The organism is Mycoplasma sp. 6934 (genome assembly GCF_055523595.1).
Genome location: NZ_JBVFVE010000001.1, coordinates 529,360 through 552,904 on the forward strand (window position 1 = coordinate 529,360; position 23,545 = coordinate 552,904).

A 23,545-nucleotide genomic window follows, 5' to 3' on the forward strand; every position below is an offset into this window, starting at 1 on the left:
TATACCATATTTTAATTAAATTAGTTCATTTTCGGAGGGATTTACATATGGGCCTAAATAGTTGTCATTGGACACAAAAAAGTTTTTCATAAAAGATAATACTAATACATTAATTTTAGATAAACAACTAATGAATATTAAACACTAAGGTCTAATGCTTATTTTTCTCTGCTTGTAATGCTTCGTTAATATCAACTTCAATATTATTTTCTTTAAAAATTCTGTCGTAGAACATTATTACCGCATCTTTCTCATCCTTTTTTAAAGTACTAATTCAAGAATAATCAAGAACTTTCTTTTTCTTTTTGGTGGCAATTTTGTTAGTCTTAGGTGATTTCTTGTTTTGTTTTTTTATAATCATAATTAAATTATATAGTTTTAATTTATTCTTTTAGTTATTTATTAAAATATTTTTCTAATTTTGTGAGAGAAAATCTGTTCTCGATGTTCAAACTTAATATTTATTGTATTATTATAAATCCGGACAGAAAAGTTAACATGTAAATGTTAGCTTTTCTGTTACCATTCGTTGGTACCAACGAAGAATTTTTTTGAAAGGATAAATTATGTCAAGACATTTAAAGAAAGAAGAATTTGCAAAAATATATGAAGAATATCAAAAGTCAGGTTTCCCAGGTGCTTTTCGGGCTATTTACCAAATATCACCAGAAACAAAAAACTTACAAAGAAATAGTGTAAAAGTTAGAATTAATAAAATAATTAAGTATTATAATTTAGGTATGGAAGACTTATTGCAGACAAAGAAAGGTGAAAACCGTAAAAAAGGAAGCGGCAAACCTAAGACGAAAAGAGAACCAAATTGAGATATTTTTGATCGTGATGATTTGTTACAAATAGCTAAAAGATATTATGAAATTACCAACGAATTACCTAAAAGTAAGAAAGTTATTGAATCTAAAAGTTTTAGTATAAGTTATGTTAAGCTTGCAGAAGTTTTTGGCATTTCTAGACAAACAATTTCTAAAACTCAAAATATTAAAATTGCACAAAAACTCCCTAAATATAGTGATGTAATCGAAAAATCGTTCGCAGAAACAAAGTCAAGATATGGAAGGTTAAAACTAAGTGTTTACATATCTAAAAAATACAAAATAGATATAAACGAACGTTCTTTAGGGAGATATATGAACCTTTTAGGCCTAAAATGTAAGCTTAGACAAAAATCAAAACGAAAAGAAATTAAAAATCTATCTACTCAGATTGATAACTTCGTAAATCGTGATTATAATGATCAAAACAATCGAAATATTTATGCAACTGATGTTTCATATATAAAAGCGCCAAAAGATGTGTTAGAATCACACGTTTATTTGTCTGCAATTTTGTCTCATAAAACTAAACAAATTATTGGTTTTAAATTATCAAAAAGTAATAATCTAGAACTAGTTTTAGACAATTTAAATTCATTAAAGCAATACAAATCCAAAAATTTTATCATTCACTCAGATCATGGCTTTCAATATACACATCATCAATATATTAAAGAAGTTAAAAATCTTGGTGGTATTATTTCGTTATCAAGAGTGGGAAATTCTCTTGATAATCGAGAAATTGAATATTGGTTTGGAATCATTAAAACTGAATTATTAAATGATTTAGATTATTCAAAAATAACATTTAATGAACTTAATGATATGATACAAGAATATGTAATTTGGTACAACAATGACCGAATTCAATCAAACTTAAACTGAAAAACTCCACAGCAATTTGCTATGGAATTATAAATAACTAAAATGTTAAATTTTGCTGTCCATGTTTAATTGAGCCGTTGATTTAGAGATTAATAGAAAAGTTTTAAATGGTGTTGTTAGATACCAAGGTAAAAACCTTGCAGCTTTCGATATGCATGATAAAAGGATTATATTTCCTTATAATTCTGATGTTGTGTTAGTACATTCTTCTGATGATAATTTGTATTTTAAATATAATGGAAAAAAATACTTTGCCAAAGAACCTAATGGAAAATATCTAAGCTTTACAGAAATGTGAGCTCTTGAGAAAGGTTTAGACTATTCTATCCCTGCCGTTGGAAAACTAGCATTTATCCATAAGAAAACAAACTCATTTTTTAAAACTCTTGAATTATACATCTCAAAGTTTAATAGTGTCTCTGTGAATGCACAAGGAAATAACCTTGAAGCCAATAAGATTATGGCTGAGTATTTAGAGATACTTCGAACATTACACAGAAGCATCAATGATGAAATAAAAATTGATGCATATTAATAAACTGGGAAATTTTTTTCGGACGGTTTTACCTTCCCCAACCATACCATTTGGCTAAGCCAAACGGAATGCTTTGGGAAGGTTTTTTTTATCTTATTCTTTTATAATTATATCAGTTTATAAATTCTTTGATTTTTTGTGATAATTCAATAAAAGTAAGCCTTTTACAGGTTTGATCAAAATTTGGAAAAATCTCGCTTTTAAGAATTGAAAAGAAATATTCAATTTCACGGTTGTCTAGACTATTGCCAATTCTTGACATTGATATTTTACCTTTTAGCAATTCTATTTTTTTAGTATATTCAACCGACGAATAAGCAGATCCATGGTCAGAATGTAAAATAAAATTTTTTTTGAATTTTGTATTACTGATATTATTCAAAATTAGTTCGGTATCATTTCTAAGTGATAATTCATAGGTCACAAACTTAGTTTTATGGTCGATAATTGCGGATAAATAAATATGATTTTGCTCAATGTCTTTTGGTGCTGGTATGTAGGTCACGTCTGTTGCATATATATTATTGTTGATTGAATTATAATCTCGTTTTACTAAATCAGGCACTTTAACACAAGTATTTTTAGATTCTTTGTTTTTACGTTTTTGTCTAACAAATGTTTTTAAATTAAGTTTTTTCATATAATTCCCAAGGGTTCTAGGATTTATTTGAATATTATATTCTTGGAAAATATATTTAGCAAGCCTCCTTCGTCCATACCTTTCTTTATTTTCGACAAAACTTTTAAAAATTATTTCTTTGTGTTTGACATTTATCTCTTTAGCTTTGTTGTTATCTTTCAATTTCTCATAATATGTGGATCTTGCTATTAAAAAAATTTTTGCCTTGTATTTTGATGAAAGATTTTCAATTTCTTTAATATTTTTAATATCTGCATCAATATTATTTTCATTAAAAATTCGATAGTAGTATTTTATAACTGCATCTTTTTCATCATCTTTAAGAGTATTAATTCATGTATAATCGAGAACTTTCTTTTTCTTTCTCCCAACACCTTTATCTTTCTTGGGTGATTTACCGCTTTGTGATTCTATGTTCATATTTAAATTATACAGTTTTCTTTTCTTTAACATATTTTTCATTGATTCTTTATTTCAGTATGCTTTTCTGATGTCAAAACAGAAATTTTCAAATTCTGCTTTGGTTATTACCAGGTTCAAGTATTTATCGTATAAGTCAAAAATTTTAACTCATTCTTTAGTCTTTAAATGTCTCATAACTACCTCTTTTTCTTTATATTAAAAATATTCGGATTTTGTCCGAATATTTCTTCCCTGTCTATTAATTTTAATATTTTTTAATAAAAAAGAGAATAATAAAAATAGAAAACACGGGCACGTGTTTTCTGGGAGTTTTGCTTACTTTTTCAAAAGTAAGGCCCCCTTGATTGCAATCAAGGGCGGGGGGTTAAAAATCTTTTTGCTTCATTTTGAAATTTTGTAGTTAATGTAATGATATAAATAATTATGTTCTGATTTTTTAGACAGTAAAAACATCAAAAAATATATAAATTTTCCAATTTAGTTGCCAAAGAAGAAAAAAATTTTTTTGGTTTGTTTTTTCATTATCTTTTTTTTGCAACAAAAGCATCATAATATAAATCAAAAAGTAAAAAAATGATTAACCCCAACAGTCTGGGCAGAAAATTAAAAAAGTAGTGCAAAAAAGTAGTTATTCTACATAATGTATTAGTATTATCTTTTATGAAAAACTTTTTTGGGTTTTTAATCAAAATTTGCAAATCATAGTATTTATTTTCAAAAATATAGTTAAGTAGCTAATTACAACGTAATAAAATATTAAATTAATAAACCAGACTAATTATAGTCAGGTTTTTTTAACTTTTAATTTTTATATTCTTATATAGTCAAATCAATATTACAAGTTTTTATACTTTTTAGTTATATATATATATATATATATATTATAATAAGTTAATGACAAATAACATAATAAATTAAATAAAGGAAAGAAACCATGAAATTAAAAAAAATAATACTTTTAACTACCTTTACAAGTCTAACAACTTTATCTGTAGTATCATGTTCTTCTCCTGAAGATGAACAATTCGAAAAATATTTTGACAAACTTTTTGCAGATTCAAAACACCTTATTAGTAGTGAGCAAAAAGAAGCTATGCGAGAAGCTTTTAAAATTAGTTTAAAAGATCCAGAATTTAAAAAAGGTGTTGATGTATTACTAAATAATACTATAAATAACAATTTACTTAACATACAACAACAAACTCAAGAAGAAACTAATTATAAAAATTCTCATAAAACCGTTTTAGATAAAAATGTTGATAATATTAGCATAGCTGATGCACCAAAAGTAAGAAGTGCAATCAATGAGTATAGTAATTTAAGCAAAGAAGTTAAAACTAAATTGCAACCACAAAAAAACCACTTAGACTCCCTTTTAAAAGAAATAGTTAGTTTAGAAAATCGCCAAATAAATAATTTTAGAAATACTCATAATGTTATTTTGAATAAGACTGTTAGCAATGTATCTCTAGCTGATGAAGCTAGATTAAATTCTGCACTTAGTGATTATCAATCCTTAAGCAATAACGTTAAAAGTAAATTAGAATATTACTATAATATATTATTAAATTTACAAGATACAATAAGTGATTTAAAGCGTGTTGACCAAAACCAAAAAAATATTAATACTAAAGTAAATAATTATAAAAATGCTCATGCTGAGGCCTTACGTAAAAATACTAACAACATTACAATAGATGATGAAACTAAAGTTAAAAACGCTGTAAATGCATATTATAGCTTAGATAGCGAGACCAAAAGAAGCTTGCAAGCTGAAATTAACCTTCTTGATAATTTAAATAAAAAAATAGCAAGTTTAAAACAAGCAAACCAAGGTTCACAACAAAGTGATAAAAATCTAGAACCAAATAACCCAAATACAGATACACAAACTCCAAGTTACCAAAACACTAATTATACTAGTGATGCAAATAACGTTCTTGATTTTGATACACTAGATGTTGAGCAACACAGACTAGATTATTTCAGTTTACAAAATTACCAGAAAAATTGAAGCCTTCAAAATATTAAGTATGAACTTGAATCAAATGGATATCGAAGTTTAATTGGTGATGTAGATGGAATTAGTGCAACTAAATATAAAACTATTAAACAAGTTGATAATGAATATCAATATGCTATTATCATTGAAATAGATGCTTCTCAACAAAATGCATACCAAAATGCTAAGGCTTTTATTGCAAAGTTAAACAATGATCCTAAATATAAAGTAACTGGTTACCGTCTTAAAAATATTGGTAAAAGTAACCGTAACCAAAATATGGATGAAATCTTTGATGCATTACCTGATAAATTACCTTTATTAGAATTATTTTTCGCTTCAACTAATACAAATGTAATGAAAAAGTTAAAAGATAAGGAAATTAAAGAATTAAACTTTTACACTGACCCAAACTTAAACACTGGATCTAATATTGAAAATTGATCAATTAATCCGCTTGTTTTAACTAAAGTCAAAAATTTAAATCTAAATGACAATACTAATAAAACTAGATCATATGATGTGATTAAATTTGACAACTTATCATTTGATGAAGAAGATGTTTATATTGCTGGTGAATTTGATTTGTATAAAGTAAACAAGGCTTTAAAAATGTTTTATTGAACCAGAAATAATGAAAAATTCTTCCAAGGATTAAATCGAACTTATAGTCTTAAGGATAATAATGGTCGTAATTTTGTTGCATCATGACCACTTGGTCTTGATTTTTCTAATGTACCAAGCATAAAAAACTTAGCAGGTTTAGAGCTTAAAGATCGAAACAGTAATGAAAGAAATTTAAACAAAATTAAACTCTATAACAATCAATCTATTTGAACAATTTCTGCTCAAGATATGAATAAAGGTCAATTTAGTGATATTTTAGTCGGTGATAATTTTAATAATGTACCAACTAAAATTACCTTTAGTAACGGCAAAGCAACTAAGGAAATTAGGATAGTTGTAGAAAAACCAAATAATTATGAGCGTCTAAATTATAATGGAATAGCTGAACTAAGACATTTATTAAAATATAATGAAGGTATTTTTGATGAATATAGTGTTATTATTGTTCAAGAGGGCGAAACTAGTTTATTTCAATCAATAAAAGATGCTGGTTTTAATGCTAGATATGAAAAAGAACAAGATAAGAAAATTCCTTATAATACTAAAGCAAAATAAATTAAACCATTAAGAACATTAATATAGTGAACCCCACAAGTTGGGCCAAATCAATTGGTAAACTTAGGGGTTTTTATTATGAAGCTAAAATTAGAAGATAAACTAAAGATTATAAAACTATATAAAGCTGGTAAGAGTAGCAAACAAATTGCAGAAATTTTTAATGTAAATATGCGTACAATTCAGTTTATAAAGCTTTTGCACAACCTCCACGGATTAGACATATTTACAGAAAGAAATAAACGACGAAACTTCAGTCCTAACTTTAAATTAGAAATTGTTAAGCAAGTATTAAATGGTAAACCCATCCGCTCTTTGGAAGCAGAACTATTAATTAATTCATGAGTGAAAAAATTTAAATTATTTGGGTATAATGGTCTTATAAATAAAAAGAAAGGTAAAATACCAATGACCATGCCAAAGAATAATAACCCAAAACAAGATAAAACATTATCTAGAATTAAAGAACTCGAAGAAAGAAATGCCCAACTTGAAATGGAGGTAGACCTCTTAAAAAAATTGAGAGCCTTGGTTCAACAAAGGACAGAGCAACCAAACAAGAAAAAGCAAAAGTAATATTTGAATCAAGGCATAAATATAAATTAAGATTAATGCTAGACTTTTTCCAATTAGCAAAGTCAACATACTTTTATATTGTTCAAAGTTTTTCAAAAGATGACAAAGATTTTGATTTAAAACAAGCAATAGCGAATATTTTTAATGAGAATAAATCCCGTTATGGATATCGAAGAATTTGTTTAGAACTAAGAAATAGAGGTTATATTATTAACCATAAAAGGGTTAAAAGATTGATGAAATTACTTAATTTATTTGGTCTACAGCCAAAATCAAAATATAAATCATATAAAGGTGAAATTGGGAAGGTTTGTAATAACTTACTCCTTACAAGGATTGTTGACAAAAAGAATCATAATACTTATTACGAGCGAAATTTCAAAACTACAAAATTGAATCAAACTTGAAGTACTGATGTATCTGAATTCAAAATAGCAAGTGGAAAACTATATTTATCACCAATTATAGATGTGCATAACCGTGAAGTAGTTTCATACACAATTTCAAAAAGTCCTAATTTTGAACAAGTGAATCAAATGCTAAATAAAGCTTTTAAAAAGTATAAAAATCTTAATGGATTAATTTTACATTCTGACCAGGGATGGCAATATCAAATGAAACAATATCGTGACAAATTAAGTAAAAGAGGTATTAAACAAAGTATGTCGCGAAAGAGAATTGCTATGATAATTGTGTTGTTGAAATATTTTTTGGAACCATGAAAAACGAAATGTTTTATGGTCATGAAAAAGAATTCAAAACTCTTGAAGACTTAGAAAAAGCGATGCGCAAGTATATAAATTATTACAACAAAAAACGAATTATCACAAAATTAAAAGGACTGACACCTTTAGGATATAGGCATCAATCCTTAAATTAATTTTAGTCCAATTTTATGGGCTCACTATATAAATACATATGTCTTTTAAGTTCTAGTTTAATATCCAAATTTTGATAATTGTTGTTCATTATCATTTCATTTTTTGGCTACTTTAACTTTTAATGTTAAGGTAACTTTGGTTTGCAATTGGTGGGCTATTTTATGTCTTGCATTTTGACTTATTTGTTTAATTTTAGACGCATTTTTACCAATTACCATACCTTTTTGTGAATCTTTTTTAACATAAATATATGCATCAATATAAATATGTTCAGGATTTGATTCATTAAATTCTGTTACTTCAACTGCTATTGAATGAGGCAATTCTTCATACAGTAAATTAATAGCACTTTCCCTTATGATTTCTTTAGCTATAAAACGTATAGATTTATCGGTAATGTAATCTGAGTCATATTGCAAAGTATCTTCATAGGCAAAATTATCTTTAATTAATTTAAGTAAATAATCTATTGAACTTTGATTACTTATATCAGTAGATATAATGTAATCAAAGTTATATGATTGTAATTCAGATATTTTGGATGTTAATAATTCCGGGTTTCCTTTAATTTTATTGACTTTGGAAATAACTGCAATTTTATGAGTTTGATTAGTAATTTTCTCTAAAATTAATTTATCACCTTTGCCAATTTTTTCGTCAGCAGGGGTTAAAAATAAAACTACATCCACATTTTTAATTGACTCGTAAGCAGATTTATTTAAACTTTCTCCAAGTTTATTTTCAGCTTTATGTATTCCAGGTGTATCAGTAAAAATAAGTTGGAAATCTTCATCAGTATAAATACCAGTTATTTGGTCCCTTGTTGTTTGGGCAGTATCTGTTACAATTGCGATATCATAGCCAATAATTGCATTTACTAAACTGCTCTTACCAACATTTGGCCTTCCTAAAATACTAGCAAAACAAATTTTCATTAATTAATATCTTTTGGTGTAATTGGGAATGGCACTAATTCAGACAATTTGTTGATTCGCACTTTATGTCCATCATTTGAATATTGGTAAATTAGTGCATCTTGTGGCATAAATTCACTCATTACTTGGCGACACCCAGCACAAGGACTTATTTCATCTTCTTTTTTAGAAATGATGTGGATTTCTTTAAAACTCCCTACTTTTGCTCCGTAAGCAACTGAGCCAAATAAGGCACTGCGCTCAGCACATAAACCAGATGGGTAAGCAGCATTTTCAACGTTAACGCCAGGGTATTCGTTGCCTGATTCATCAATAGCAATAGCGGCTACTTGGAAATTTGAATATGGGGCATATGATTTAGTTAATAAATTTCTTAATTTTTCAATGTTCATAATATTGTTATCCTTCACGTGTAATATTTAATGGGTTAAATATAGCATCAACAATTTTGTTCATTTCAATTCTTTCGTTTTCTTCTTCATGATCATAACCAAATAAATGTACTAGGCCATGGGTAAATAAGTAACAAAATTCTCGTTTTAGAGAATGATTAAATTTAATTGCTTGGCGCTTTACTCGATCTCAACAAATCACCAATTCTCCTAAATGGAGCAAGGGTAATTTATCATATAATTCTTGATCACGAAAATCAAATGATAAGATATCAGTAATATAGTCTTTATTACGGTAGGTTTTATTCAATTTTTTAATTTCATTTCGCGAAACAATTGTGACATCTAAAATAATTGTTTGTTTGTCATGTAGATCAAAATAATTAATAAAATTTTTTAAAATTTCGTACAACTCAGTTTCAAAAACTGTTGGCGCTTTAATTTTATTTATGAAATTAATTATAGTTTGTTGTGATTTCACAAATATATTATATAATATATTTATAGTAAATATTTCATTTTCTGGAATGTTTATTATTTTTAAAATATAAATTCAAACAAAGAAAGGAATTGACTATATGAAAAAAACAAAGAAAACATTTATATTACTAACAAACATTATAGCTTTGCCACTTGGCTCTGTTGCTGCCATTGCATGTAATAAAGAACCAGAAAAGCCTGCAAATCCAATTGACCCAATTCAAAGTAGTGTAAAGAATTTTACAACTACTCATGCAGAAATTCTAGCTAAAATTCCAAGTAATATTGCCCTAGCAGATGAATCTAAATTAAATGCTGCTTTAAATGATTATAATAATTTAAATTTAGATATTAAAAACGCTTTAACAAGCCAAAAAACATTATTAGATCAATTGAGTGTAAAAATACGTGAACTTAAAGACACTCAAAATAACCAAACACAAAATCCAAACCCTGGTCCAAGCGATCCAAATAAACCAAATGAACCTACAAAACAAAATGAATTAAGTGTTAAACAAGACAAAATTAATGCTATTAAACAAAGCGCAGCTAGTTTACCAACTGGTGTTATTTCAATATTTGATACTATCTTAAATAATGAAACATACCTGCAAGAAGTTAGTGTTGACACCTTAACGAACTTTGTTAATACCTTATTAACTATTAATAGTAATTCTTCTGCTTATCAAACAAAAAATTATGTAAGTGAATATCAAAACTTTTTAGAAAAAGTTTTAGACAAAAACTATAATTCATTACTTACTCAATATCAAAATAGTATTACTTTAATTAGTTCAAACAACCAAGAAATTTTAACAAATTTAACAAATGAATTACCAAAACTTCAAGAGCTTGAAACTAGTTTTGTAATTTTTAAGGCAAATGGTGAAAAAATCTTAAATGATTTTAATGAAATAGTTAAGATTTTTAACCAAGAAAATTCAATTTTTAATTCTGAAGTTAAAACTTCTTTATTAAATTTAGAAGCAGTTAATGATTATAAAACCAATAATAATTTATTAAAGTCTATTAATAAATATTCATCTATTAATACAAAAGCTTTAAGTTTAAAAACTATTTATAAAGCTTTTGTAGCTAAAACTAATAAAGATGCAGCAACTAATGATTTTATTAATTCAGTAAGTTCATATTACAATGGAGAATTTATTAATAATGCTAAATTATCTGATCCTAACTTGGTTAGCCAATTAGATACTTTTATTAATCAAGCTAACGAAATTAGTAAAAATTCTCAAAACCAGGAGAATTTAAATAATTTAAGAACTCAAGCAAAAACAAATATTAATAGTTTAAATAATTTAAGTAATGAACTTAAAAATGCATTTGGAGCTCATATTGACACTTTAAATATTGAATCATTAATTAATGAAACTAAAAACAATGCTAATTTATACAATAATAAAGTTACAGATATTTTAGCTGCAATTAATGAAGCTAATAAAGTTAAAGCAACAAGTAAATACAATAATGCTTCTAATAAATCTGATTTTGATAGATATTTATCAGAAGCATCTAATTTATTACAAAATAACTTATTGATTAATAAAGCCGAATACGTTAATTCAGCTTCAAATATTAATTCTATCAACAACATTTTAAATAATTTATCTGAAGCTCAAAGTAATTTAAACGGTAATGCTTCAAGTGCTGAAATTCAACAATTTAAAACAGATATTGAAAGCAAACTTACACCACAATTATCTGAGAATTTAACAAAATATAATTTAGCTAGTGAAGTATATAGTATAAACATTACTGAACAAAATAAAAATCTCTTTTTAGCTAATCCAAAAATAGATGGGGCCATCTTAACTTTAAAAGCAATTAAAACTGTTGAAAGCAATATTAACCAGCTTACCTTTGTTTATACAGCTAAAAGTACAAGCGAAGCATCGCTAGTAACCGACGTAGAAAAAACATATACTTTTACGAATGATTTTAATACTAAATTAAATTTACTTAATTATACTAATTTAGATGAAATTTTCACTGTAAACTATGAAAATTTAAAAAATTATTACCAAAGTGATTTAAGTGCTAATGAAGCTAACATTAAAGAAAACTTTAATGCCAAAAATAATATTTTGCATAGCTATTTTAAATTTAGATTTAAGGCAGGAAGTTTTAAATATGAAAATTCTAAAGTTGCAGCAGAACTGGAATTTTTAGTTAACGAAAGAGTTGTTAAAACTTCGAAATTATCAACTCAAAATAATGTTACTTTTAAAGAAGAATGGTTAAAAGGAGTAAGTATAACCCCAAGTGAATGATTTAAGCAACAAAAATTCTATAAAGAGCCTGGATCATGACAATTACCTACTAATGATCCTAATTTTTCAAAAAGGTATCTATTTTTTGTGTCACAAAAATCTTCTAATATTTTAACGTGATTTGCTCTTGATATTTTCAATACTGAAAAGGACAAAATCGAAAGTTTAAAAAGTAAAGAACTTAAGTCGGTTGTTAATTTAGTTAATCCAACTGTAAATAACCAGAATAATGAAAATGCTTTAACACCCGAAGAAATCAAGCAAGTTCATGCAAAAATTAAAGAAAATCAACTAAAACAAATCTTTACAGTTAATGTTCCTTCAGGAGTAAATTGAGAATTAATTAACTATAATGAAACTGATATTTTCCATGTTAATGATTCTAATAAAGATGTTGCTATTTTTAAATTTAAAGTTAAACAAGGTGATAAAGAACAAATTATTGATGTTGAATTAGCAAATGAAAAAAATGATAAATCAACTAACCAAGATCAAAATGATTTTAATTATCTGTTAAATTTAATTAAAACAGAGACTAAAGATGATGCTTCCAAAATTTTAGAATTAACAAAGGTTAATGATCCTAAGAAAACTCATAATCAAGTTAATTCTAAAGATGCGGTTAATGCATTTAATGAATATTATGAATTACCAAAAGCAGGTAAATTCCAAATATATGCTGATGAATTAACTGAATCTAAAAATTATGTAGATTCTAGCGTTGGAGGAAGTGCAAAAGTTAAATTCTGAATTAAAGAAAATGGAACTATGGTTGATAAAACTGCTAACAGATTTTTAATCAATTATCAAAGTCTTTCAGAATACTCTAAAACAATTAAATACTTTAAACCTTTAACATATTTAGATATTAAACCCGCTAATTCTAATAGTTGATTCACTGCATCAGATTTTAGTGCTGCTAATATTGATCAAAATCATAAAAGTATTATTGATCAAATTAATTCAACTAACTTTGAATTACGTAAAGCTAACGTAGCTAAAGATACAAATTATGCAATTATAGATCCAAAAGATATCGTAGCTCAAAATGCCGCTAATAAACTTAATTATTTACTTAAATTAAAGGCTAATGCAACAAGTGAAGATAGCTCAAAAAATAATGAATTTAAAAATCCAGCTAAAACACAAGCATCAGATGATAAGAAAATTGAAAATAGTAAGCAACAAGAAAGTTTATGATCTTCTTCAGCAAGCATTGCTAATACAAGTGATCAAAGTAATTCAATAAACTTAACTGAAATCCAAAAAAATTACTTTGTTTATTATTACGATGTTGTAAGTAATAATTCAAATGAACTAAGTTTTAAACTGGGATTTATTAACAAAACTGATACTACTAAAAGATATACTAATTCTTCTAAGGTTATTACTCTTAAAAACCTTAGAAATGATTATAAAGAAAACTTATATCCTGAAATAATAGTAAATGCTTTAACTTATGATGATTTAACAATTGCTAACATTAGTTCATTATCAGCACAAGAATTTATTAGTAAAGATAAAACTACTTTAAAATCTTATGTTAGTGTAAAAAACGATCAAACCTATAAAAACTTTACTCTTAGCAAAGATCAATTTAGCATTGAAGAAGTAAAGCCAGGTGATAATAATTCAGTTTATGTTAAGTTTAAAGCTGCAAATCCAACAACTAATTTATCATACGTTGCTAATACTTGATATAAAATAACAGGTTTTAGATCAGGAGCTACAACTAAAGAAAACTTAACTTTTAAAACTACAACATTGCAAACAGTTTTCGACTCAAGTTCAAGCATAACTAGAACTAGGGAAATTGAACCATATTTTGAAGATCTGCTCTGAACTTATGATGCTAAAACTAATTCAGCATCATGGACTTTAGCTGAAAAATATATCTCAAAAACTCTGTTAGCAAATAATGCAACTCAAAGAAAATTAACAGTCACATTATTTGCTAACCAATTAATTCAAGATGATCATAGGTTAAAAAGAATTAGTGGTGAAGGTGAAGAAACTTATAAACATACCCCTTATGAATTTGACTTTGAGCAACTATTTGCAGGTCAAACTTTATCAGTTTCACGGCAAACGAAATTATATTCAAAATTAAGTGGTGGCAATTATCCACAATTTAACTATACTTTAAGTGCCAAGTATGAAGCTGGTAAAGGTGTTATTTTTAAGGTTGCTGTTGATGATAATCAATATAAAGTATTAGTAGCTAATCCATATAAAGAAGCTATTACTTATAAAGAAACATTAGATAGTTCTAAATTTGGTAATTTTGATAAAAACAAAGCCTTTTTAATTAATACAGCTGGGGCTAATGTAACAATACAATATACCAACTCACTTCAAAAAGAAACTTTTAGTAATTTAGAAACAAATCAATTTAACTACCAAAAGTTAGATTATACTCAAGAAAATCAACCGATTTTATTCTATAACTCAGAAGAAATAATTAAATCAAATGAATATAACCCAAACCAAAATGTTAGTTATAAATTACACGAAGGTTATAAACTAGACCAAGAATATATGCATAGTTCTTGAGAAGGAATTGACCTTGTTGATAATGTAAGGGCTCGTAGTTTTGCTTATAACCGTGGTTCAGCAACTATGTTAGCTAAGGTATCGAAAGACCTTTCTGACGGAAGATTTTACGTTATAACTAATAACCACGTGCAACATATTTCAAACTTTAGCGAAGTTGAAGGCGAGAATTTAGGCAAAAAACATGAAAGTAGTTATTTAACTAAAGCATCTAATAATTTTGGGAATGATGTTGATGATGGATTTTCATATTGAGGTGGCTTAAATGTTGCTAATAAAGTACCTATTGAAGTAATTTGATCAGGTGTCGATCAAATTAATGAAAAAGGCGAAAAAGCAACTGGTATGCAAGTTGACATAACAGTCTTTGCAGTAGATATTAAACCCTTAATTGAAGCGGCTCGTAAAGAAGGAAAATTTGACTTAGTTGCTTGATTTGAAAATTGATATAAATTACCAAATATGGATATGAACTATTTTGGTTCTGAAGATGGAGTTCAATTTGGACCAAATGTCAAACAATTTGCTATTAACGGTTTTCCATATGGAAAACAAGCTGGATACTTTGTTAATCGAGCGCAAACTAGCTCAAGTGTAATAAGTTTATTTAGACAAAATGGTTATGTGCAATCATTCTTTAATTCAGGAAATTCTGGAACGGGAATTTTAGGACCAAATAATTCATATATTTCAACAATTAATTCTGGAGTTCCTTTAACTGAATTATTAGCTTGAAACTATGAAACATCTGCTTATAACTATTTAGGAGTTAATAAACCTGGCCAAGAAGCTTTAAGTATTAAAAACACAAATTCAGTAGCAGCTCAAATTTTAAGATGACATCTTAAAAAACCTGCTGAAGTTGATTTGCCTTGATTCTTACAAGAAGTTAAAGGTAATTAAACAAACTAAAAACCTTTCAATATTTTGAAAAAGCAAAATAAACTTGAAAGGTTTTTTTATATATTATTTTGGTTGCCTTTAATTTAGTATTCTGTCGAAAAACATCCAAAAAAACAAACAAAAAATAACTTTTAAAAATTATTTTTTTTATTATAATAGAAAAGCAATATTTAATTATTGCCTCTTACTAGTGGGAGATATCAAAATATCGCTAGACCACAATATCGAAAGGATACTAACATGGCAAAAAAAGAAATACAACGTGTTGCTAAATTGCAATTCCTAGCCGGAAAAGCAAAGCCTGGGCCAGCTCTTGCTGGTGTAGGTGTTAACATGCCAGAATTTACTAAAGCATTTAACGATGCAACCAGAGACAGAGGTGATGAACCAGTTCCTGTCTTAATTACTGTTTACAAAGACAAGACATTTGAATTTAAATTATTCACAGCGCCTGCATCATACAAAATTAAACAAGCTGCTAAGATTCAACAAGGGTCAAAAAATGCTAAAACTACTATTGTTGCTACAATTTCTAAAGATCAACTAAGAGAAATTGCTGAATATAAATTACCTGACTTAAACACAAATGATATTGATGCTGCAATGGCTACAATTGCTGGTACAGCAAAACAAATGGGTGTTTTAGTTGAAGGTTATGATGATATTTTTAAAGCAAAAGCTGCAGCAAAAGCTGCTGCCAAATCAGCCGCACTTGCTGAATTGAAAGCCGCGGCTTTAGAAGCTGACTTGGCAAACTTAGCTGAAACTAAAGGACAAGGTATTGAAGTTACAACTATTAGTGATGAAGAAAAAGCTAATGAAGGAGTTGAATAATGGCTAGACATTTATCTAAAAATCTCAAAAATGCTCGTGAGCAATTTGATAGAACTGTTGCTTATGATTTAGAAGAAGCAATAGAATTAGCTAAAAAAACTTCATATGCAAAATTTGATGCTTCAATTGATTTAGCATTTAACTTAAACCTTGATGTACGTAAGGCTGATCAACAACTTCGTGGATCTGTATTATTACCAAATGGTACAGGTAAAACAATTAGAGTTTTAGTTGCGACAAATAGCCCTGAAAAATCAAAAGCGGCTAAAGAAGCAGGCGCAGATATCGTAGTGGATGGACCAGCTCTTGAACAAAAAATAAAAGAAGATGAATTTGATTTTGATGTAATGGTTGCTGATCCTGCTATGATGCCTTTATTAGGAAAATATGGTAAAAAACTAGGACCTAAAGGTTTAATGCCTAACCCTAAAACTGGTACAGTTACACCAACTCCTGAAAAAGCAGTTGAAGAACTTAAAAAAGGTAAAGCAAACTACCGTACAGATAAAGCAGGTATTGTCCACTCATTAATTGGTAAACAGTCAATGTCAACACAAGCATTAGCAGAAAATGCAAAGGTTCTTATTTCTTTAATTAAGAAACTAAAACCTGCTGCAGTTAAAGGGACTTATATGTTGAACTTAACAGTTTCTGCTTCAATGGGACCAAGTGTAAAAATTAAAATCGATAAATAATTTTAAAATCAAGTCTATTTGGCTTGATTTTTTACTTACTAATATTTTAGCTATATATGACATAAAAACTGTCATAGTAAATTTCCAAGTTTATTTTCTAAACTTTTTGTTTACAAATTTCTTAATTGATTAATTTTATAAAAAATAAATTATGAAGTATGATATATATATTAATTGGAAATGTCACATGCAAGTTTTTTTGCATGTGACATTGTTTTTGTCTGCCTTGTAATAAAATAGTTGTATTAATAAATTTTAAAAAAATGAAAGGAGACTTTAAAATTATATGAAAAATTTAGAAAAATATATTTGTGTTTTTGACAAATATCGAAAAGAAAATAAATATCAACATTTTAAAATCGAAGAGAATCATAATACTATCTTGAAAATGCAAGGAGCTCTTGAGTCGCATCGAAAATTACGATCAAACCAAATTGATCTAGAGCAACTTTATAATATTTTACAAGAACTTACTGAAGGCTTCTCAATCCAAGAAGTAGCCAAGATATTTGATAGAGACATTCGAAGTATAAAAAGCAAAATCGAAATTATTACAAATCGCAGACCACTTAGTTTAGATAAACAAAATCGCTATGTTTGTCCTAAGTGTTCAAAAAGAGTAATGCGGGTTAAAACCCTTAATTTTACCAAACTATACGAACATTTATTAGGCTATTCATTTTCGCGACTCTTTTTTGTAAGTGATGCAATTAAAGAGAAATGAAAGGCCTACAGAAAGTATTGGTATAGTGAGCTTAATACATACAATAAAAATAGAAACAAAAAGAATTTGCAGCAAAAAGAAGTTAAGAAATCAGTTACCTATCTTGTTAATTCTTTTAAAAAATTATCCCCTGATGAATTTGCTCCTTCGCCTAGTACAATTTATAAAATAATTAAAAAATACCCTTATTTCCTTGAATTTGACCACATTGTTAAAAAATCTGAAGGAAAATACGGCATAAGGAAGAATAAGCAAACCAAACCTAAAACATTAAAATATGCAACAGAAATTTCAAAACGTCCAGCTTATATTAATGATCGCTCTGAACACGGCCATTTTGAATTAGACACCGTTATTGGTAAAATCAATGATACATATTGTATTGTGACGATAATTGAACGGCAAACCAGAATGTCTTATGCTATGCTCTCAAAACGCAACTCCAAAGCTATAAAACAAACTCTTGTCAAACTAATCAAGAAACATAACTTAGACATTAAAACTTTAACAGTTGATAATGGTAGTGAAAATGTCTTATTGCACGAGGTAATTCCAACTGAAAGATTATTTAAATGCCAACCATATAGTTCATGACAAAAAGGTTCAATAGAAAATATGCACCGCTTAATTAGGTATTACATTCCCAAAGGAAAAAGCTTAGATAAATACTCTCAGCAAGAAATTGATTATATGATGGAAAAAATAAATAATTATCGACAAGTTGTCCGGAAATATAAGATAACCTAAAATTTTTTTTAATCCCCCGCCTTTGATTGCAATCAAAGGGGCCTTACTTTTGACAAAAGTAAGCAAAACCGACGAGAAAACACTGCCGTGTTTTCTGTTTTCTCATACATTTTTTTATCTAAAAATTATGTTAAAATTAAAAGACAATTATTTTGTTAACATCTCGCAAGTGACTTTTCCAAAAAACAAAAGAAGAATTTGCAAAAATATATGAAGAATATCAAAAATCAGGTTTACCAGGTGCTTTCCAAGCTATTTACCAAATATCACCAGAAACAAAAAACTTACAAAGAAATAGTGTAAAAGTTAGAATTAATAAAATAATTAAGTATTATAATTTAGGTATGGAAGACCTATTGCAGACAAAGAAAGGTGAAAGCCGCAAAAAAGGAAGCGGCAAACCTAAGACGAAAAGAGAACCAAATTGAGATATTTTTGATCGTGATGATTTGTTACAAATAGCTAAAAGATATTATGAAATTACCAACGAATTACCTAAAAGTAAGAAAGTTATTGAATCTAAAAGTTTTAGTATAAGTTATGTTAAGCTTGCAGAAGTTTTTGGCATTTGTAGACAAACAATTTCTAAAATTCAAAATATTAAAATTGCACAAAAACTCCCTAAATATAGTGATGTAATCGAAAAATCGTTCGCAGAAACAAAGTCAAGATATGGAAGGTTAAAACTAAGTGTTTACATATCTAAAAAATACAAAATAGATATAAACGAACGTTCATTAGGGAGATATATGAACCTTTTAGGCCTAAAATGTAAGCTTAGACAAAAATCAAAACGAAAAGAAATTAAAAATCTATCTACTCAGATTGATAACTTCGTAAATCGTGATTATAATGATCAAAACAATCGAAATATTTATGCAACTGATGTTTCATATATAAAAGCGCCAAAAGATGTGTTAGAATCACACGTTTATTTGTCTGCAATTTTGTCTCATAAAACTAAACAAATTATTGGTTTTAAATTATCAAAAAGTAATAATCTAGAACTAGTTTTAGACAATTTAAATTCATTAAAGCAATACAAATCCAAAAATTTTATCATTCACTCAGATCATGGCTTTCAATATACACATCATCAATATATTAAAGAAGTTAAAAATCATGGTGGTATTATTTCGTTATCAAGAGTGGGAAATTCTCTTGATAATCGAGAAATTGAATATTGGTTTGGAATCATTAAAACTGAATTATTAAATGATTTAGATTATTCAAAAATAACATTTAATGAACTTAATGATATGATACAAGAATATGTAATTTGGTACAACAATGACCGAATTCAATCAAACTTAAACTGAAAAACTCCACAGCAATTTGCTATGGAATTATAAATAACTAAAATGTTAAATTTTGCTGTCCATGTTTAAAATCCGAATATTTTTAATATAGAGAAAAAGAGGTATTTATGAGACATTTAACGACTAAAGAATGAGTTAAAATTTTTGACTTATATGATAAATACTTGAACCTGGGAATAACCAAAGCAGAATTTGAAAATTTCTGTTTTGACATCAGAAAAGCATACTGAAATAAAGAATCAATGAAAAATATGTTAAAGAAAAGAAAACTGTATAATTTAAATATGAACATAGAATCACAAAGCGGTAAATCACCCAAGAAAGATAAAGGTGTTGGGAGAAAGAAAAAGAAAGTTCTCGATTATACATGAATTAATACTCTTAAAGATGATGAAAAAGATGCAGTTATAAAATACTACTATCGAATTTTTAATGAAAATAATATTGATGCAGATATTAAAAATATTAAAGAAATTGAAAATCTTTCATCAAAATACAAGGCAAAAATTTTTTTAATAGCAAGATCCACATATTATGAGAAATTGAAAGATAACAACAAAGCTAAAGAGATAAATGTCAAACACAAAGAAATAATTTTTAAAAGTTTTGTCGAAAATAAAGAAAGGTATGGACGAAGGAGGCTTGCTAAATATATTTTCCAAGAATATAATATTCAAATAAATCCTAGAACCCTTGGGAATTATATGAAAAAACTTAATTTAAAAACATTTGTTAGACAAAAACGTAAAAACAAAGAATCTAAAAATACTTGTGTTAAAGTGCCTGATTTAGTAAAACGAGATTATAATTCAATCAACAATAATATATATGCAACAGACGTGACCTACATACCAGCACCAAAAGACATTGAGCAAAATCATATTTATTTATCCGCAATTATCGACCATAAAACTAAGTTTGTGACCTATGAATTATCTCTTAGAAATGATACTGAACTAATTTTAAATAATATCAGTAATACAAAATTCAAAAAAAATTTTATTTTACATTCTGACCATGGATCTGCTTATTCGTCTGTTGAATATACTAAAAAAATAGAATTGCTAAAAGGTAAAATATCAATGTCAAGAATTGGCAACAGTCTAGACAACCGTGAAATTGAATATTTCTTTTCAATTCTTAAAAGTGAGATTTTTCCAAATTTTGATCAAACCTGTAAAAGGCTTACTTTTATTGAATTATCACAAAAAATCAAAGAATTTATAAACTGATATAATTATAAAAGAATAAGATAAAAAACCTTCCCAAAGCATTCCGTTTGGCTTAGCCAAATGGTATGGTTGGGGAAGGTAAAACCGTCCGAAAAAAATTTCCCAGTTTAAGATTTTATAAATGTTTTTTTTAATAATAAAAATACATTATATAGAAAAATATATAGCTTTACAACAGGAATATATTATAAAGATTTCTTAATTGGTCTTCGAAGCGATTCAATTAAATTGAATAAAAGTATACAAAATAGTAGATACTATAACAGTAACCTTGAAACTGAATTAGAAAATGACAGAATTTTTTCTTTTGTTGGTTTGGATAAAGAAACAAGGGTCAGACATTTTAACAATTTTATTAATAATAAATTAAATTTAGGAGTTTTAGAATGAGGTGTTGCCGAAACCCATAGTGAAGCTTTTGAATGAAATCGTAAATATGGCAACGGTCTTTGATGAAGAAATGCTTGGTTTTATACTGAAAAATACTCTAGACATGCGACACAAGTTGCAGAATTAATTGCCGGTAAAAAGGGCATTAACCCTACGGCAAGTATTGTATCGGTTCAAGTAGATACAGAAAATTGAAATGGTATTTCTGGTGAATTAAACTACCTACTAAATTATACAAATATAATTAACAATAGTTGAGGTTTACCTGGATATAATTCAGATAAAGCAGAAGACATACCGAAAGATATACTCACATATAATTGAGCTTCTAAGTACTTTGATGATATTATATATAAAAATCCTGAATTAATCAATATAATAGCGGCAGGAAATGTTTATTCTAAAAAGAATGATATTTTTGAAATCGCTTTATCTAGAAATAGTATTATAGTTGGAGCTACGGATGCTTACAATAATGAAAGAAAAGCATATTACAGTCAAATAGGTAATGACTTAAATTATCTTTCTGTTGTTGCTCTCGGAGGTGATTATCGGTTCACCGATAGAACTCAGTACATAGATAAAACCGGAACATTAATAACAGCTGGATACAACAATTCCGGTACTAGTTTTTCTACCCCGGTTATTACAGCCATAGCAGGGATGCTAAAACAAAAATACAAATCTTATTTTGAACAGGAATTTGATTCAATTATTTTCAAATCATCGCTTATTACTGGTTCACGCAAACCCAATAATATAAGTTCAATTTACACAAATGAAACTGGCTATGGTATTCCAAATTATAAAAAAATAGAACAAGCAATTCAGTCCTTAATTATTTTACCAAAAACCGATAAAAGTAATGATTGATCAAAAAATTCCCGCCAGGTATATTTATCTAAAGGTGATAAAATTCGTGCTTCTTTAGCATTTTTATATAATGGCACCAACGACAAAACAGATATAGATTTTCTAATTAAAGATACATCCGGTAACTTAATCGCTTCCTCTTCATCTGGTAATAAAAATATTGAAGTTGTTGAATTCACTGTTCCGAATTCAGGTTTTTATAGATTTGAGGCATATAGATATTCAAAAAACACAAACCCTGTTCAAGTAGCAATTACATATGTTAAGGAAGAGAATAACTAATAATGGCTTGAAAAATGAGAAAAATTCTTAAGTATGCACTTTTATTTTTAGGTTCTTCTGTTTTAATAATATCATCATCATTATATGCTTGATATCGAATTGAACATAATCAATGACAAAAAGACAGTGAAAAAGGTGGTAGTTCTTATTGGAATAAAGATAGAACACTTCTAACTTTAGAATCGGGGTATCCAAGTTTATTTATAAAAGATCCCAATCGCCCGGTAACTATAAAAAGTGAATATGATTATTATGAACCATGGAAATATAGTAACATGGATGTCCGACTTGACGAGAACAACCAAAACTCACCATGAGTTTATTCAAGTAATAATTTTAAAAATACTACATATATTTTTAAAACAAAACAAGATTTTATAAACTTGTTTAGACGTGTTAGTACTGAAATTCATTTATATCCAAATGAAGATTTTATTATTAAAAAATTTAAAGAACTATTAGATAACATCAATTTTGAAACACATGATTTAATTTTATTAAATAATTATTATAGTCCATCAATGCCAAGTCGTGGTGATCGCAGGAAAATAGGCTGGGATATAAAAAATTATAAATATAATTATGTTACAAATACTCTTAAATTAGAATGAACTAAAAACTATAAAATGAAGAAATATTTTTGAATTTCTGATTCTAGTAATTGAATTAATGATAAAGCAATAGGTTCTAATAGTTGATATAGAAGTTATTTTCTTATACTCAATAAGACAAAAGTAACAGATTCAAATGAGATTAATTTAAAAATGGAATATGATTGAATAAAATAATTAAATGTTTTGAAAGTGTTATAAATAATATTTGTAAAAGCAACAAAGTAAACTTTGTTGCTTTTATCTTTCATTAATCTAAGTTAAACTAAGTTTTAAATATAGACTATGTAAGAGCTTAAAAATTCACTTTTGTGATATAATAAAATTATT

The 23,545-nt window shown here is 27.2% G+C and carries 19 protein-coding genes; 14 read left to right on the plus strand and 5 right to left on the minus strand.

Annotated elements, in window-relative coordinates:
* Positions 1-151 precede the first annotated feature (151 nt).
* Positions 152-361 (minus strand): hypothetical protein, encoded by a 210-nt coding sequence (locus AC0B4S_RS02350; RefSeq protein WP_465101515.1) that lies wholly within the window; start codon positions 359-361, stop codon positions 152-154.
* 205 nt (positions 362-566) lie between these two features.
* Here AC0B4S_RS02350 and AC0B4S_RS02355 point away from each other — a divergent pair, with 205 nt between their 5' ends.
* Both AC0B4S_RS02355 and AC0B4S_RS02360 read left to right on the plus strand, forming a co-directional pair.
* Positions 567-1,748 carry an IS3 family transposase gene (locus AC0B4S_RS02355; protein WP_465101127.1) on the plus strand — a complete coding sequence of 394 codons (1,182 nt, stop codon included), beginning with the start codon at positions 567-569 and terminating at the stop codon, positions 1,746-1,748.
* Positions 1,749-1,776: 28 nt separating this feature from the next.
* A complete protein-coding gene (locus AC0B4S_RS02360; RefSeq protein ID WP_465101516.1) occupies positions 1,777-2,250 on the plus strand; it encodes a hypothetical protein in 474 nt (157 codons plus the stop codon).
* A gap of 88 nt (positions 2,251-2,338) precedes the next feature.
* Here AC0B4S_RS02360 and AC0B4S_RS02365 read toward each other — a convergent pair whose 3' ends face one another.
* Positions 2,339-3,487: an IS3 family transposase gene (locus tag AC0B4S_RS02365; protein WP_465101219.1), complete on the minus strand. Its 1,149-nt coding sequence runs from the start codon at positions 3,485-3,487 to the stop codon at positions 2,339-2,341.
* Between the two features lie 760 nt (positions 3,488-4,247).
* Between AC0B4S_RS02365 and AC0B4S_RS02370 the strand changes: the two genes are divergently transcribed.
* The 4 genes from AC0B4S_RS02370 (at position 4,248) to AC0B4S_RS02385 (ending at position 7,953) form a co-directional block, all read left to right on the plus strand.
* Positions 4,248-6,497, plus strand: a complete 2,250-nt coding sequence (locus AC0B4S_RS02370; RefSeq protein WP_465101517.1) for a putative immunoglobulin-blocking virulence protein — start codon at positions 4,248-4,250, stop codon at positions 6,495-6,497.
* Between the two features lie 78 nt (positions 6,498-6,575).
* On the plus strand, positions 6,576-7,073 hold the full coding sequence (locus AC0B4S_RS02375) for a helix-turn-helix domain-containing protein (protein WP_465101518.1): 498 nt from the start codon (positions 6,576-6,578) through the stop codon (positions 7,071-7,073).
* Positions 7,016-7,849, plus strand: a complete 834-nt coding sequence (locus AC0B4S_RS02380; protein ID WP_465101885.1) for an IS3 family transposase — start codon at positions 7,016-7,018, stop codon at positions 7,847-7,849. Before AC0B4S_RS02375 ends, AC0B4S_RS02380 begins: the two co-directional genes overlap by 58 nt.
* Positions 7,792-7,953 carry an IS3 family transposase gene (locus tag AC0B4S_RS02385; RefSeq protein ID WP_465101519.1) on the plus strand — a complete coding sequence of 54 codons (162 nt, stop codon included), beginning with the start codon at positions 7,792-7,794 and terminating at the stop codon, positions 7,951-7,953. Before AC0B4S_RS02380 ends, AC0B4S_RS02385 begins: the two co-directional genes overlap by 58 nt.
* 57 nt (positions 7,954-8,010) lie before the next feature.
* On the opposite strand, the gene era is transcribed toward AC0B4S_RS02385, so the two are convergent.
* Genes era through ybeY form a run of 3 tightly spaced genes read right to left on the minus strand, consistent with a single transcriptional unit; the run spans position 8,011 to position 9,762 of the window.
* Positions 8,011-8,889, minus strand: a complete 879-nt coding sequence (era, locus tag AC0B4S_RS02390) for a GTPase Era (protein ID WP_465101520.1) — start codon at positions 8,887-8,889, stop codon at positions 8,011-8,013.
* The gene (gene cdd, locus AC0B4S_RS02395; RefSeq protein WP_465101521.1) at positions 8,889-9,281 is read right to left on the minus strand and encodes a cytidine deaminase; all 393 of its coding nucleotides are present in this window, start codon (positions 9,279-9,281) and stop codon (positions 8,889-8,891) included. Before cdd ends, era begins: the two co-directional genes overlap by 1 nt.
* A 7-nt stretch (positions 9,282-9,288) precedes the next feature.
* The gene (gene ybeY, locus AC0B4S_RS02400; protein ID WP_465101522.1) at positions 9,289-9,762 is read right to left on the minus strand and encodes an rRNA maturation RNase YbeY; all 474 of its coding nucleotides are present in this window, start codon (positions 9,760-9,762) and stop codon (positions 9,289-9,291) included.
* 97 nt (positions 9,763-9,859) lie between these two features.
* Between ybeY and AC0B4S_RS02405 the strand changes: the two genes are divergently transcribed.
* From AC0B4S_RS02405 to AC0B4S_RS02440, 8 genes are all read left to right on the plus strand, one after another.
* Positions 9,860-15,508, plus strand: coding sequence for an MGA_1079 family surface serine endopeptidase (locus tag AC0B4S_RS02405; RefSeq protein ID WP_465101523.1), 5,649 nt, complete (start codon positions 9,860-9,862; stop codon positions 15,506-15,508).
* Positions 15,509-15,748: 240 nt separating this feature from the next.
* Positions 15,749-16,342 (plus strand): 50S ribosomal protein L11, encoded by a 594-nt coding sequence (gene rplK, locus AC0B4S_RS02410; protein WP_465101524.1) that lies wholly within the window; start codon positions 15,749-15,751, stop codon positions 16,340-16,342.
* A complete protein-coding gene (gene rplA, locus AC0B4S_RS02415) occupies positions 16,342-17,037 on the plus strand; it encodes a 50S ribosomal protein L1 (RefSeq protein WP_465101525.1) in 696 nt (231 codons plus the stop codon). The genes rplK and rplA overlap by 1 nt, the downstream gene beginning before the upstream one ends.
* 286 nt (positions 17,038-17,323) lie before the next feature.
* Complete coding sequence (locus AC0B4S_RS02420; RefSeq protein ID WP_465101526.1) at positions 17,324-18,508, plus strand: IS30 family transposase; 1,185 nt, start codon at positions 17,324-17,326, stop codon at positions 18,506-18,508.
* Between the two features lie 152 nt (positions 18,509-18,660).
* A complete protein-coding gene (locus AC0B4S_RS02425) occupies positions 18,661-19,860 on the plus strand; it encodes an IS3 family transposase (RefSeq protein WP_465101527.1) in 1,200 nt (399 codons plus the stop codon).
* 74 nt (positions 19,861-19,934) lie between these two features.
* Positions 19,935-21,083: an IS3 family transposase gene (locus tag AC0B4S_RS02430; protein ID WP_465101126.1), complete on the plus strand. Its 1,149-nt coding sequence runs from the start codon at positions 19,935-19,937 to the stop codon at positions 21,081-21,083.
* A gap of 204 nt (positions 21,084-21,287) precedes the next feature.
* A complete protein-coding gene (locus AC0B4S_RS02435) occupies positions 21,288-22,604 on the plus strand; it encodes a S8 family serine peptidase (protein ID WP_465101528.1) in 1,317 nt (438 codons plus the stop codon).
* A gap of 2 nt (positions 22,605-22,606) precedes the next feature.
* Positions 22,607-23,392: a hypothetical protein gene (locus AC0B4S_RS02440; protein ID WP_465101529.1), complete on the plus strand. Its 786-nt coding sequence runs from the start codon at positions 22,607-22,609 to the stop codon at positions 23,390-23,392.
* Positions 23,393-23,545: the final 153 nt, after the last annotated feature.